Source organism: Mesorhizobium sp. B2-8-3 (genome assembly GCF_006440815.1).
GTDB lineage: Bacteria > Pseudomonadota > Alphaproteobacteria > Rhizobiales > Rhizobiaceae > Mesorhizobium.
Genome location: NZ_VFTW01000010.1, coordinates 104,821 through 119,143 on the forward strand (window position 1 = coordinate 104,821; position 14,323 = coordinate 119,143).

General features: G+C 63.5%; 11 protein-coding genes. 8 read left to right on the forward strand and 3 right to left on the reverse strand.

What is annotated here, in order from left to right:
• Positions 1–96 precede the first annotated feature (96 nt).
• The 7 genes from FJ418_RS17040 (at position 97) to FJ418_RS17070 (ending at position 8,733) form a co-directional block, all read left to right on the forward strand.
• Positions 97–1,020, forward strand: coding sequence for an Lpg1974 family pore-forming outer membrane protein (locus FJ418_RS17040; RefSeq protein WP_140867473.1), 924 nt, complete (start codon positions 97–99; stop codon positions 1,018–1,020).
• Between the two features lie 18 nt (positions 1,021–1,038).
• A complete protein-coding gene (locus FJ418_RS17045; RefSeq protein WP_140867476.1) occupies positions 1,039–1,896 on the forward strand; it encodes an alpha/beta hydrolase in 858 nt (285 codons plus the stop codon).
• Positions 1,897–2,144: 248 nt separating this feature from the next.
• Positions 2,145–3,188 carry a LacI family DNA-binding transcriptional regulator gene (locus FJ418_RS17050; protein ID WP_140867479.1) on the forward strand — a complete coding sequence of 348 codons (1,044 nt, stop codon included), beginning with the start codon at positions 2,145–2,147 and terminating at the stop codon, positions 3,186–3,188.
• A 75-nt stretch (positions 3,189–3,263) separates the two neighbouring features.
• A complete protein-coding gene (locus FJ418_RS17055; RefSeq protein WP_140867482.1) occupies positions 3,264–4,511 on the forward strand; it encodes a sugar ABC transporter substrate-binding protein in 1,248 nt (415 codons plus the stop codon).
• A 461-nt stretch (positions 4,512–4,972) separates the two neighbouring features.
• Positions 4,973–5,893, forward strand: coding sequence for a sugar ABC transporter permease (locus tag FJ418_RS17060; protein WP_140867485.1), 921 nt, complete (start codon positions 4,973–4,975; stop codon positions 5,891–5,893).
• Positions 5,893–6,750 carry a carbohydrate ABC transporter permease gene (locus FJ418_RS17065; RefSeq protein ID WP_140867488.1) on the forward strand — a complete coding sequence of 286 codons (858 nt, stop codon included), beginning with the start codon at positions 5,893–5,895 and terminating at the stop codon, positions 6,748–6,750. Before FJ418_RS17060 ends, FJ418_RS17065 begins: the two co-directional genes overlap by 1 nt.
• Positions 6,751–6,768: 18 nt before the next feature.
• Positions 6,769–8,733 (forward strand): glycoside hydrolase family 127 protein, encoded by a 1,965-nt coding sequence (locus tag FJ418_RS17070; RefSeq protein WP_140867491.1) that lies wholly within the window; start codon positions 6,769–6,771, stop codon positions 8,731–8,733.
• Between the two features lie 66 nt (positions 8,734–8,799).
• Here the strand turns inward: FJ418_RS17070 and FJ418_RS17075 are convergent, their stop codons facing one another.
• Positions 8,800–9,486, reverse strand: coding sequence for a DUF1194 domain-containing protein (locus tag FJ418_RS17075; protein WP_246683076.1), 687 nt, complete (start codon positions 9,484–9,486; stop codon positions 8,800–8,802).
• Positions 9,487–9,789: 303 nt separating this feature from the next.
• On the opposite strand from FJ418_RS17075, the gene FJ418_RS17080 reads away from it, so the two are divergent.
• Entirely contained in the window at positions 9,790–11,760 is a 1,971-nt protein-coding gene (locus tag FJ418_RS17080; RefSeq protein ID WP_140656532.1) for a BTAD domain-containing putative transcriptional regulator, read from the forward strand.
• 45 nt (positions 11,761–11,805) lie between these two features.
• Here the strand turns inward: FJ418_RS17080 and FJ418_RS17085 are convergent, their stop codons facing one another.
• Positions 11,806–12,615, reverse strand: a complete 810-nt coding sequence (locus tag FJ418_RS17085; RefSeq protein WP_181166970.1) for an endonuclease/exonuclease/phosphatase family protein — start codon at positions 12,613–12,615, stop codon at positions 11,806–11,808.
• Between the two features lie 24 nt (positions 12,616–12,639).
• Positions 12,640–14,100, reverse strand: a complete 1,461-nt coding sequence (locus tag FJ418_RS17090) for a phospholipase D-like domain-containing protein (protein ID WP_140867498.1) — start codon at positions 14,098–14,100, stop codon at positions 12,640–12,642.
• Between the last annotated feature and the right edge of the window lie 223 nt (positions 14,101–14,323).

Here is a 14,323-nt window from a genome sequence, read left to right on the forward strand (position 1 = left end):
GTCACGCCGCAAAGTCGTTGGCATCCCGCAGCGGCAATAGGCGGTTATAAACTTGTCTGCAATAACAACCCGGCTGGAATCTGGGTGGGGACTTAAATGCATTCGCAGGGCACGGGTAAATTTTTAGCTACGGTGGCGGCTTCGGCTGCCTCCCTAACGGCAACAGGCGTGGCCACGGCTAACGCAACCGAGGCGCAGCCCTCGGATCAGACGGTCATCGATTCGCGCATCAAGATGTCGTTCGAAGGCTCGTACTTCTGGAACAATCTCCACAACGACGACAAGCTGAGCAGCGACAAGCTGGGTAAAGGCAACGGTGATATTTCCGGGGCAGTTTCGCTGACCAAGCAGATCTCTCCGGACTGGGATTGGCGTCTTGCCGCCGCTGTCCAACTCGGCAAGGACCGCTCTGCCCTCCTCTTCGAGCAGCCTGAGACGAACCCTGACGGCCTTGTTACAGGGACTTACAGCGACGGCTACAGCTTCCAGACTTTCGATTTTGACGTCGGCAAGCACGTCAAGGTGCAACAGGCCGATATCCGTTTCTTCGGCGGCCTGCGGCTAGTGCATTCCGATGAAACATTGGGCGAGATTTCCGAAAAGTTCACCCCCACCAATCCTGCCGACAAGGGCATCGCCGCTGACAAGATCGGTACGGCCGAGTACTGGGGCATCGGCCCGCGCGTTGGTGCGGAAGCTTACTATCCGGTTGGCGAGAACTGGGGCCTGACAGGCTCGGCTTCGGGCGCAGTCATGTGGGGCCGCCGCACTGCGCATGTCGGTGTCAATATCTCGTCCACAAACCCAGACGAACACTTTTCCGAAACTCTGGCCAGTCAGGGCTCGAACGAAACGGTCTCGAACCTCGACGCATCGCTTGGCCTGAGCTGGACGCCGATAACGAACGCCACCTTCACTGCTGGTTACAAGATCGAGGCTTGGCACAATCTGCTTGTGAACGCAGATCACAAGAATCAGGTTTTCCAAGGCCCGTTCCTGCGCCTCGAAGTCAAAATGTGATCGCGGCGGCCGGTCAGGGTGACTTCGGAGACAGGTTTCGAGTCCAGGTTCGCATCTAACAGGAACGTCAAACTGCATTACGTCGCGGCGGGCTCCGGCCCGCCGATCCTTTTCCTGCACGGCCTTCCCGACCATGGCCTTGGTTGGCGCAGGCAGATCGAGGCTCTGTGCGGCAGTTTCAGGGTGCTGGCACCGGATTTGCGCGGATTCGGGCGAAGCGATGCGCCGCGCGGACATGCCCACTACACGCTGCTGCCGCATCTGGTCGAGGACGTGCTTTCGGTGCTCGTGGCCGAACAACTCTCCCAGGCCTCGATCGTCGGTCATGACTGGGGCGGGACCATTGCCTGGTGGCTGGCCATGCGGATCCCGCAGGTGGTTCGCCATCTGGTTGTCCTTTCCTCCCCTCATCCGCGCAACTATCTGCGCGCCATCGCCGATCCAGCCAACACCCGGTATTTCGCCTATGTGCGCCGCTTCCAGGAGGCAGGCGCGTCCGCCATGCCGGCGCCGGAGGAGCTTGCCGGATGGGTCGCCGACGAGGCCGACCGACAGGCTCTCGCAGCGTCGCTCCGGCATTCCGATCCGGAGGCGATGCTGGGTTACTACAGGGCCAATATTCCGCTCGGCAGGGTGCCGGACATCGGTCAATTGCCTCTGGTCAAAGCACCGACGCTGGTGATGTTCGGCGCCCACGATCCCTATGTTCCGGCCAGTGCTTTCGAAGGCACATTCCGCGAAGTCGACAACATCAGCTCCGTGGTGGCGCTGCCCGACGCCGGCCATTTCATCCATCATGAGGCCGCCACCTTCGTCACGCGTGAGATCGAAGGTTGGGTGTCGCGGCCGCTGTCGAGCTTTCGGGTCGCGGGATAGAGACGCGATCGGCAATCGAGCCGGGCAGCGTCAGCACGGTTGCCACTTTGAGCCCTCGTTGCTGTGAGGTTTCCGGACAAGGCGTTGGGCCCTCTTCATGCCCCCTTGCGTTCACCCTTGTTTTCGGATTAGATTTCGCTTGAGAAAACCTTTTCCCAAATCGCCCTGCGCTTGCTGACCTCATCCGTCATCACCACGCAGGCCGGCAAGAGAAAACCTTTTCCCAACTCAGGGAATGGTTGCACGATATGTCTTCGGATGCCTCACCTGTCTCCGCCAAGCTGCCGGTCACGCTGCGCGAGGTCGCTGCCGCGGCCGGCGTCAGCGTCGCCACGGCGTCGAAGGCGCTGAACGGGCAGGGGCGGATGACGGCGGAGACGCGCGAGCGCATCCGCGAGACGGCGCGGCTGCTCGGCTTCCGGCCGAACAGCCTGGCCCAGAGCCTCCTGCGAAAACGCTCGTTCACCGTCGGGCTGCTTACCAACGATACTTATGGTCGCTTCTCGCTGCCGCTGATGGCTGGCGTTTCGGATGCGCTGGTCGACAAGGGCGTCTCGGTGTTCCTGTGCAATGTCGAGGATGACCAGCGGCTCGGCCAGCTGCATGTCGAGGCCATGCTTGACAAGCGCGTCGACGGCATCGTCGCCACGGGAAAACGCATCGACCGCCATCTGCCGGTCGATCTCTCCAACTTGCGCATTCCGGTCGTCTACGCCTTCACCCAGCCCGATCCCGGCGCGGTCGGCCTTGTCTCCGACGACGCCGGCGGCGCGCGGCTGGCGGTAGAGCAGTTTGTGCGGCTCGGGCGCCGCCGCATCGCCCATGTCACCGGACCGGCGAGCTTCGCGGTGGTGCACACGCGGGCCGAGGCTCACCGCGATGTCCTGACGGAGAACGGCTTGCCCGCAGCCGAGCCGCTGCTGGGCGCATGGTCGGAAGCCTGGGGCCACGATGCCGTGGCAAGACTGTTCAGCAAGGCGGGCAGGGAGGGGTGGCCGGACGCCGTCTTCTGCGGCAACGACCAGATTGCCCGCGGCGTCATCGACGCGCTGCGCGAGCGCGGCATAAGCGTGCCCGAGGATGTTGGCGTCATCGGCTTCGACAATTGGGAGATCGTGGCCGAGGCGACGCGTCCGCCGCTGACTTCCATCGACATGAACCTGGCGAGCCTCGGGCGCGAGGCCGGGCTTGCCCTGCTTTCGCTCGTCGACGGCCAGCCGGCCGTGCCGGGCATCAGGAAACTGCCGTGCCGGCTGGTGGTGCGTCAGTCATGCGGCAGTCCGCCGCAATGAAGCAACAAGGCTACGCGCCCGAACAAGCAGGGCGGCGTGGCCAGAACAGGGAGGAGAACCATGAGGAGGAGTAAGATGAAGACCATTTTTGCCAGGCTGGCGCTTGCGGCAGCCGTCATTGGTGGCGGCCTGCAGGCGGCGTCCGCCGAGACTGCCAACATCTGGGTGCGCGCCGACGGCTCGAACTTCATGCCGCGCATCGTCGACGCCTTCAACAAGGCGAACAAGGACCAGGTCAAGCTCGACATCATCCCCAACGCCGAGATCATCCCGAAATATGGCGCGGCCGCCGCCGGCGGCACGGCGCCCGACGCGCTCTCGCTCGACCTGATCTACACGCCGTCCTTCGCCGCCGCCGGCCAGTTGGAAGACATCACCGACTGGGCGAAATCCTTGCCCTATTTTTCGAGCCTGTCGCCGGCGCATGTGAAGACCGGCACCTATAAGGACCGGATCTACGGCCTGCCGTTCTCGGCCGACGCCTCGGTGCTGATCTGGAACAAGAAGCTGTTCAAGCAGGCGGGGCTCGACCCCGAGAAAGGGCCGACCAACTGGGCCGAGATCGAGGCCGACGCCGAGAAGGTCAACGCGCTTGGCGGCGACATCAAGGGCTTCTACTTCTCGGGCAATTGCGGCGGCTGCAACATCTTCACCTTCACGCCGCTGATCTGGGCCTCGGGCGGCGACATCCTGTCCGAGGACGGCTCGAAGGCGACGCTCGACAGCCCGCAGCTGCGCGGCGCGATCGACCTCTACCGCTCGATGGTCAAGAAAGGGCTGGTGCCCGAGGGCGCGCAGACCGATACCGGCGCCAATTTCTTCGCCGCCTTCGCCGGCGGCAAGATCGGCATCTCGCCGTCCGGCGCCTTCGCCATCGGCGCGCTCAACACGCAGTACCCGGATGTCGATTACGGCATCACCTTCCTGCCGGGCAAGGATGGCGGTTGGTCGTCCTTCGCCGGCGGCGACAATTTCGTCGTCACCAAGGGCACCAAGAAGATCGCCGTGGTGAAGGAGTTTTTGGACTTCGCCTATTCGCTCGAGGGCCAGACCATCCTTGCCAAATATGGCAGCTTGCCGGTGCGCAACGACATCGCCAAGGATGCGCTGAAGGATCTCGATCCGCGCTACCAGGTGGCAGCCGAGGCCATGGCCAAGGGCAAGACGCCGTATTCGGTGGTGTTCAACGACCTGATCAACTCTGCCAACGGTCCGTGGACGCAGATGATCAACGAGGTGTTCTTCGGCGACGACGTCGACGGCGCTATCAAGAACGCGCAGGATACCATGCAGTCGATCATCGACCAGGCGCCGAACAAGTAAACACCAGGGCCAGCCGGCGGCGAGGATCGCGCAACGCCTCGCCGCCAAGGCTCTGACCGGCCGCCCGCTCCGTCTCCCTGGCCGGGCGGCCGGATGATCCATCGCTGAAAGGCAGGGACTGACGCGTTGAGAAAAGACCCCTTCATCCGGCCGCTTCGCTGCCACCTTCTCTCCGGTGGGGAGAAGAGTTTGGCGCCGACGCTTGCGATCTCCTCTCCCCTTGGGGAGAGGTCGGATTGCCCCGGATTGCCCTTCGCAATCCGGTCGGCAATCCGGGTGAGGGGGCGCCGGCGGGCTGGCTCCGCCTTCTCCCCTTGTGGGAGAAGGGGGAGCGAAGCTCGGTCGGATGAGGGGCGCTCCAGGGAACGCCGACGCCTCACTCCGCTGGAACACCCCTCATCTGTCTCGGCGCTGCGCGCCGATCCACCTTCTCCCGCAAGGGGAGAAGGGGAGGCCCAGCCATGACCGCCATCGCCACCACCTCCGCGCCCGCCCGAGCCCGCTCACGCACCAGCCTGCGGCAATGGGTGGGCCTGCTCTATGTCCTGCCGGCCGTCGCCCTGGTCACCGTCTTCTTCGTCATCCCGCTCGGCATGACGGCGTGGATGTCGCTGCACAACTGGCCGCTGATGGGCGAGCATTCCTTCATCGGCCTCGACAACTACTTTGCCATCCTGCGCGACACGCGCTTCTGGAATGCGCTGAAATTCACCTTCTATTACACGGTGATCGTCACCATCGCGATCTTCGCCGTCGCCTTCCCGCTGGCGATCTTCATCGAAAGACCGCGCCCGCTCACCAATCTCTACCGCACCGCCTTCTTCATGCCGGCGGTGGTGGGTTTTGCTTCGGCAAGCCTGCTCTGGTCGTGGCTGCTTAACGTCGATTCCGGCCTGTTCAGCCCAGCCGCCTTTGACCTCGGCCTGACCGGCAAGAAGGTCAATCTTCTCGCCACCTTCCAGCCGGCCTTCTGGTCGATCATCGCCATGGTGGTCTGGAAGGTCGCCGGCTTCACCATGATCATCCTGATGACCGGCCTGCAATCGATCCCGCAGGATTTGCAGGAGGCCGCCGTCATCGATGGCGCCGGCCCGTTCGCCAGGTTCAGGGCGATCACGCTGCCGCTGATGCGCCGCACGCTGGCGCTGGCGCTGATCCTGTCGGTCGCCGGCTCGATCCTGGCCTTCGACCAGTTCTACATCATCCTGCGCGGCGGCCCGCGCAACCAGACACTGACGGCCGTCTACTGGATCTTCAACCAGTCCTTCGTCTCGTTCAAGCTTGGCTACGGCGCGGCGCTCTCCATGGTGCTGCTGGTCATCCTGGTTGCGCTCAGCCTCATCCAGCTCTGGCTGCTGCGCAAGCCCGAGGGGCTCGACTGATGGCCGAGGCGATGTCGCAAAACCGCAAAGCGGCCTTCAGCCTCGCCAGGCACACGACCGGCATCGTCGCCTCGGTGCTGTTTTTGGCGCCGATCGTGTGGACGGTGCTGTCGACCTTCAAGCCGGCGCAGGAAGCGCGCCAGCCGCCGCTGCCACCCTGGCCGACCACCGGCTTCTCGATCGAGAATTATCAGACGCTGAACTCCTTCGGCGACGGGCTCTGGGTCTCGGCGCAGAACAGCATCTATGTCTCGGTGATGACGGTGCTGCTCTCGGTGCTGGTCAGCGTGCTCGCCGGCTACGGTTTTTCGCGCTTCCGCTTTCCGTTCCGGGATTTCTTCTTCGTCCTCATCCTGTCGACGATCATGATCCCGTTCCAGTCGATCCTGACGCCGATCTTCCTGGTGCTGACGAAACTCGGCCTGCACAACACGCTGACCGGGCTGGTCTGCGTCTATGTCACGCTGCAGCTGCCGTTCTCGATCTTCATGATGCGCAACGCCTTCGACGCCGTGCCGCGCGAGATTGAGGAGGCCGCGCGCATGGACGGCGCCAACAACGTCACCATGCTGGTGAAGGTGATGCTGCCGCTGGTCTGGCCCGGCATCGTCACCATCGCGCTGTTCGCCTTCCTCGGCGCCTGGAACGAGTTCTTGGCAGCACTCGTGCTGATGACCGACCAGTCCAAATTCACCTTGCCGGTGATGATGACCGCGCTTCAGTCCGGCCGCTTCGGCGCCATCGACTGGGGCGCCGTGCAGGCCGGCGTCACGGTGATGATGGTGCCCTGCCTGATCCTCTTCCTGGCGCTGCAGCGTTTCTACATCCGCGGCCTCATGGCCGGGGCCGTCAAGTAATTCGAATGGAGTGAAATCATGACCGCATCGCAGCCCGCCGCGCAGACCGGCACCTCCGCCAGGCCGAAGCTTGCCTTCCGGCCGCTTCCCGTGCCGCAGGTCGATGTCCGCGGCTTCTGGGGCGACCGTGTCGATGCCGTGGCCGCCAAGACCGCCGGCATCCTCTACGACCGTTGTGTCGAGGCGCGCATGCTGGAGCAGATCGATCCGGACGTGCCGTCGCCGGGTGTCGTCATCCCCTTCCATGTCAGCGACGGTTTTACCGCGCGCACCGTGACCACCCAGATGTTCTGGGATTCCGACTGGGGCAAGACGATCGAGACCGCGGCCTATTCGCTCTACCGCCGCCGAAATCCCGATCTGGAAAAGAAGATCGACGCCGTCATCGACATGTACGGCAAGCTGCAGCAGGAGGACGGCTATCTGTCGAGCTGGTACCAGCGCATCCAGCCCGGCCTGCGCTGGAGCAACCTGCGCGACTGCCACGAGCTCTACTGCGCCGGCCACCTGATCGAGGGCGCCGTCGCTTACTTTCAGGCGACGGGAAAACGCAAGCTGCTCGACATCATGAGCCGCTATGCCGACCATATCGCCGACACCTTCGGTCCGGAGCCCGGCAAGCGGAAAGGCTATTGTGGCCATGAGGAGATCGAGCTGGCGCTGGTCAGGCTCGCCCGCGTCACCGGCAACGACAAATATATGAAGCTGGCCAAATACTTCATCGACCAGCGCGGCCAGCAGCCGCATTACTTCGACGAGGAGGCGCTGGCGCGCGGCGCCGACCCGAAGGATTTCCACTTCAAGACCTACGAATACAACCAGTCGCACAAGCCGGTGCGCGAGCAGGACAAGGTCGTAGGCCATGCGGTGAGAGCCATGTACCTCTATTCCGGCATGGCCGACATCGCGACCGAATATGGCGACGACACGCTCAAGGTGGCGCTCGAGCGGCTCTGGGACGATCTCACGACGAAAAGCCTCTACGTTACCGGCGGTCTGGGTCCGTCGGCCGACAATGAAGGTTTCACCAACGACTACGACCTGCCCAACGAAACCGCCTATGCCGAGACCTGCGCCTCGGTCGGCCTGGTGTTCTGGGCAAGCCGAATGCTCGGCATGGGGCCGAACGCCCGCTATGCCGACATGATGGAGCGGTCGCTCTACAACGGCTCGATCTCCGGCCTGTCGCTCGACGGCTCGCTGTTCTTCTACGAGAACCCGCTGGAGAGCCGCGGCGGCCACCATCGCTGGAAATGGCACCGCTGCCCGTGCTGCCCGCCCAATATCGGCCGCATGGTGGCCTCGATCGGCAGCTATTTCTACGGCCTCGCCGACGATGCGCTGGCGGTCCACCTCTATGGCGACTCGACCGCGCGCTTCGAGATCGCCGGCCGGCAGGTTACCCTGGTCCAGACCTGCAACTATCCCTGGGACGGCGCGGTCGCGATCGAGGTCGAGCCGGAGGCGCCGATTGCGTTCACGCTTCATCTGCGCGTGCCTGCTTGGTGCCGGAAGGCAGCGCTTCGGATCAACGGCAAGCTGGTCGATCTCGAAGCGGCGACGGTCGACGGCTATGCCGCGATCCGCCGCGAATGGCGCCAGGGCGATAAGGTCGAGCTCGATCTCGAAATGTCGATGGCGCGCCTCTTCACCAACCCGCAGGTGCGGCAGGACATCGGCCGGGTGGCGCTGGCGCGCGGCCCGCTGATCTACTGCGTCGAGGAAACCGATAATGGCGGCGGGCTGCATCGCATAGCGCTATCGCGCACGGCCAGGCTCGAGGCCAACAAGGAGCCGAACCTGCTCGGCGGCGTGGTCACGCTTTCGGCCATCGGCAGCCGGGCCGAAACGAAGAACTGGGGTCACGATCTCTATCGCCCCGAACCGCCGGCGACGAAGGAGACGAAGCTCAAGGCCATTCCCTATTTCGCCTGGGACAATCGCGACCCCGGCGAGATGCTGGTCTGGCTGAGGGAGGGGTAGGGCACCTGCGTCGTCTCGGCGGGACGAACTTCCGCCGGCAAGTCCTTCACGAATGGGCGTGCAAGCCTACTGGATATTTGCAGCGGCGGCGGATAGTGCCGACGCTCGATCGGGCGTTTCGGCATTCATGCTCACTTCCGTCACCAGCTTGCGGCGCAGGGCCGTGACGTAATCGCGCGGCTCCTTCGGTGACATCACGAAGGCCTGTGAGCCGCCGATAACCGACTGCTCAAAGTAGGAAGCCAGCGGTTGGCGAGGGTCCTCGTCGTCGGCCGGAATGGCGATCGCGTTGATCGTGTAACCCTTGGCGATGGCGTTTTCCCGGCTTGGCTGCACAGGCAGCCCGTCATTGTTCTCGCCATTCGAAGAGATGTCGATCACCTTCTTCATGGCATTTCCTGGAAACTCATCGAGCAGGAGACTTCCGACATCGATTGCCGTCGAAACCGAAGTTCCGCCCCGGCCTCGACGGATATGGCCGGTGTCGCCCGTCTTGCTGATCACCGACGCGGCCGCCTTGGCATCGTCCAGTCCGCAGATGCGTGTCCAGGGCAGCACGGTGCGCGAGCGACCCGGGCTCGACCATTCGAAATAGGCCACGCCGATGCAACCGAGATAGTTCTGGGAGATGGCGCGGATGATCTCGGGCGAGGTGAGCGCTTCGGCGTGGCCTTCACGCTGCATGTCGGCGATCTTGGGATCGATCGAGGAGGAGAAATCCACGGCGAAGACCACGGCTACGTCGACACGCATCGACGCCAGACCGACGTTGTTTGCATCCGCGACAGGTCCCCAAAGTATTGAGGTCGCGAATGTCGCCAGTCTCAGCAATGAATTGATATGCCTGATCGGCCCCGCATCAGAGCCAAAAGTCCCATGAATACATTCGACCATCTTATTTCCCCCTCTGACAAGAAACTTGTCGAGAAATCAGCTATTCCTCTTTCAGGGGATGCTAAATGAAGTGCGTCACGATAACGCTTGGAATGGCGGGCTTGGCGTTTGCGAGGCGTTAGTTTTGAGTTAGAATTTCGTCAGGCTGGGGGTCCGTTGGCAATGCAGGGTGGGAAAGGCTTCATTGCTGGCAGGATTTCTCTCTTCGGTGGTTTTCGAATTGAGAGGGAAGCTGGCAGTGAGCTCTTGCTGACCGGAAAGCGCGGTGCCGCTATCCTCGCCTATCTTGCCCTTTGTCCCGGTATGGCGGCGCCACGCGAGCGGCTGGCCGACCTGCTTTGGAGCGACAGCGACAGCGAACACTCACGCAACAGCCTGCGGCAAACGCTCAGTGTCCTGCGCCGGGATTTGTCGCGCGCGGGTATGGATATCATCCAGTCCCACAAGGAGCTGATTGGGATAAAGGCAAACGCGGTGCGGGTTGACGTGGAGGACTTCGAAGCCGGCCTGTCCGGCCGGTCCGCTTCGGAGCTCGAAACCACCCTGGCGCTTTATACGGGGCCGTTTCTCGACGGGTTTCATGTCGGCACCAATGTTTTCGACGATTGGGCGGCGCAGGAACGCGAAAGGCTGCTGAGCCGCGCGCTTCCGTCGCTGGAGAAGCTCGCCCGTCTCGTGGATGCCGAAAGCGGGCTTGCCGTGGCCGATCGAATTCTGGCCATGGAACCGACGCGGGAGGAAGCCTACCGGCTGAAGATGGAACTGCTCGTCGCGGGCGGTCAGCGAGACCAGGCGTTGCGAACCTTCGAGGCTTGCAGAAGCGTCTTGAGGAAGGAGTTCGGTGTCGATGTCAGCGCCGAGACACGAACGCTTTGGCAATCGCTGCTTTCCTCCACAGAGTCACCGTCAAATCCGCAGACGGCCAACGGAGCCATCGCCGGTCAGCGCTCGGGACGCCCATCCATCGCCATGGCCGACTTCGTCAATCTGACGGGACAGCGCGGCGACGACTTCTTCGCCAAGGGTCTGGTCCACGATATCACCACGGCGCTCTCCGAGGTGGCCGACTATATCGTTATCTCGGCCCTCGAGAAAAACGGCGAGGAGCCGAGGGCGCAGGACAGCTTGCGGGCGCGTTACACGCTGAAGGGCAGCGTCCAGCGGTCGGGAGACGGGCTGAGGGTGAACATCCAGCTTGTCGATGCCGCGGGCGGCCACAATGTTTGGGCTCAGAAGTTCGACGGCCAATCGGAAAGCGCGCTTCAATTCCAGGACAGGATCGCGCAGTCGGTCGTGCTGGCGGTGAGCCTTGAGCTTCAGTTGACCAACTGGAAGGTTCGCGACAAGAGCCCGCCCGGTCCTCCTGAAGTGCGCCGGCTGGTGAACGAAGCCCTGATGAAATATTTCGAGATGACCCGGGACTCGTTGCTGGTCTCGAAGGATCTCGCCGAAAAAGCTCTGGCGATTGCGCCCGACAACGTCCGCGCGAAACGGACGCTGTCAATCGCGACGACCATGGGGGGTGCGTTCGGCGCCTTGCCTCGCAAGCAAGAGTCTGTCGACCGTGCGATCGAGCTTGCCGAGGACTCGGTAAGGGCCGTGCCCGACGATGAAATTGCCCGCTGCATCCTGTCATTCGCCTACGAATGCGATGGCCGGATCGACGAGGCGATCGTGCAATGCCAGCACGCAATCAGCCTCAATCCGAGCTATCCCAGCGGCCACGGCGATATTGCGATGCTCTTCGCGCTGCGCGGACAGGTCAGCGAGGCGGTGCGCGCGGCCAACGAAGCGATCCGGCTTGGAACGCATGACGTCATCGACTTCTGGCGCCACCACGGCCTGGTTTTGGCGCTGTTTGCCGGTCAGGACGATCGGCGGGCACTCGAAGTCGCCCGCAAGGTGGTCAGGACAAAGCCGGGATTCGTGCGCGGCGCCCTTTATTGGGCGGCAACCGCTTCGGCGACAGGGAACAATGAAGAAGCCTCGCGGGCCATCCATCACTGTCTGTCACAGCTTCCACATCTCAACCTGGGCAATGTCGCTCCTGGGTTCATGCCCCGCTATGTGAGGGACGACCATCACGGCAGGTTCCTCGAGATGCTGTCGAGAGCCGGCCTTCCTAGCTCCTGATCCGCGAACCTTCGACGGACCGAAGGCCACTCTTGCATGGCACCGCTACAAATGCACGAACGCCGTCAGCGGCAGGTGGTCGGAGGCGACGCGCGACAGCGGCGTGTCATGCGCCTCGACGCCTGAAACCAGATCGTGCCGGTTGCCCATGATGCGATCGAGCGCCAGCACCGGCAGGCCGGATGGGAAAGTCGGCACCGCCGGCGGCGTCGGGCCGAATGTCGTGTGCAGCGTGTTCAGCGCCGAGCGGTTGCCGAGCCGCCATTCGTTGAGGTCGCCGAGCAGCAGCGTCGGCCTTTCGTCGGCGCTGCTCATGATGTCGAGCACGACGCGTGCCTGTTCCGAGCGCGAGCGGCGCAGCAGGCCGAGATGCGCGGCAATGACTCGTAGCGACCGTTTCTCGTCGAGATCGATCTCGGCGACCAGCGCGCCGCGCGGCTCCAGCCCCGGCAGCTTGATCTGGTGGACGTCGCGCACGCTGCCGCGCTTGAACAGAAGCACGTTGCCGCGCCAGCCATGTCCCTTGCCGTTGCCGATGACCGGCACCGGCACCAGCCCGGTATCGTGTTCGAGGCGGGCGAGATCGAGCAGACCGGCGCGGTCGCCGAAGCGGTTGTCGGCCTCCTGCAGGGCGATCACGTCGGGGCTTATTTCGCGGATGACGCGCCCCGTCCGATCAGGATCGAACCTGCGGTCGGTGCCGATGCATTTGTGGACATTGTAGGAGGCGACGACGATCTCGGCGCCGTTGACGCGCTTGCGCGGCGTCGCCCGCGCCTTGCGCGCGCTTCTGCCGCGGATCGAGAGCAGCACCGTCTCGGGCAGACTGCGTCCTTTGATATCGTCTATCTCCATGATCCCGATGCTCGATTTCCTGCTCTAAAGATAGGGCGATCCCAGCCACAACAAACGGTCGAAGACGCGGATTATGAACGGTCTTTCCTTCAGCGTCTGCAGCGTCACCGGCTGGGCCGTGGAGATGGCCGCCGCGATGCGGGCGTCGATCTCGGCGGCGAAGTTTTCATCCAGGACTTCCATGTCGATCTCGAAATTCAGCCTCAGCGAGCGGGCGTCCAGATTGGAGGAGCCGACATAGGCCCACACGCCGTCGATCGCCATCAGCTTCGAATGGTCGAACGAGCCTTCGTGGCGCCAGACGCGGCAATAATGTTTCAAAACCTGGTCGAACTGCGCCGTCATCGCATGGTCGACGAGGAAAAGGTTGTTCACCGCCGGCACGACGATGTCGATTTCGACGCCGCGCCGGCCGGCCGTGGTCAGCGCGCTGATGAATTCGCGGTCCGGAAGGAAATAGGGCGACATGATGCGTATCGATTTGCGGGCCACCGAAAACGCGCCCATCAGCAGCTTGAGATTGGTTTCGTTGGACGCGTCCGGTCCGGTCGCCACCGCCCGCACCAGCATCGGCTGTCCGGGCGGCGGCACCGCGCGCTCGACCTGCCAGGGCCCGTCCTTCAGGGCCTCGTTGCCGGCAAAGCGCCAATCCTCGGCGGCAACCGAGAACAGATCGGCCACCACCGGCCCGGTGACTTCGAAATGCGTGTCGCGCGAACTGTCGGAACCGGCGAATTCGGCCGAGAAACCCTTGCGGATGTTCATGCCTCCCGTGAACGCCACCGTGCCGTCGACGATCAGGATCTTCCTGTGGGTCCTGAGGTTCGCATAAGGAAGTCTCAGGCCCATGACGATGTTGCCGTTGAAGAGATCGACGGTGACGTCGGCTTCCCTGAGCTGCTTCAGGATGCTGGGCACCGAGTAGCGCACGCCGACGGCGTCGATCAGCACCCGCACGGTGACGCCGCGGTTGACGGCATTGCCGAGCGACTGGACGAAAAGCGCGCCCACCGCGTCATTGTCGAAGATATAGGTTTCGAGCAGCACGCTTCTTTGCGCCGCGTCGATCGCCCGGCACATCGCCGTATAGGCCTCATCGCCGGTCTTGAGCACGGCGATGGTGTTTCCCGATGTGAGCGGACGCCGCGCCACCCTGTCGCCAAGCGTCTTCAGCCCGGTGAAGCGCTGGCCGAATTCGGCGCTGATCAAGGCTTCGAGCGCGACGTCGCGGTCGTGCCTAGCGGCGGCGGCCTCGGGGGAGACCGGGCGCATGGCACTGATCGTCGCGCGGCGGATGCGGTTGATGCCGGCAATGGCGTAGATGATCGCGCCGAGAAAGGGTGACAAGAGCATCACGCCCACCCAGCCGGTGGCCGCGCGCACGTCCTCCTTCGTCATGATGGCATGCACGATCCCCACCCCCGCCATCGCCAGCGACAGGATCAGGATAAGCGTGGACCAGTGACTCGCAATCGCCTCGAACATCGGCTCGACTATTGTGCGAGCCGGCGCGGAAGGCAATGCGGGTGAGTTGTTCCCGCGCTCCTTCGGATACCTGAGACCGGGTGGCAAGAACCGCGGTCATGCGCTCGGCCAGTTCCGCGACCGGCCCGGCATAAAGGGAGACCACCATCGAAGGCTCGGCGCCAAGTCGGGCATAGGGCCGGACGCGATGCCCGATCGTCACGCTCCGCGGCAGCAGCGACAG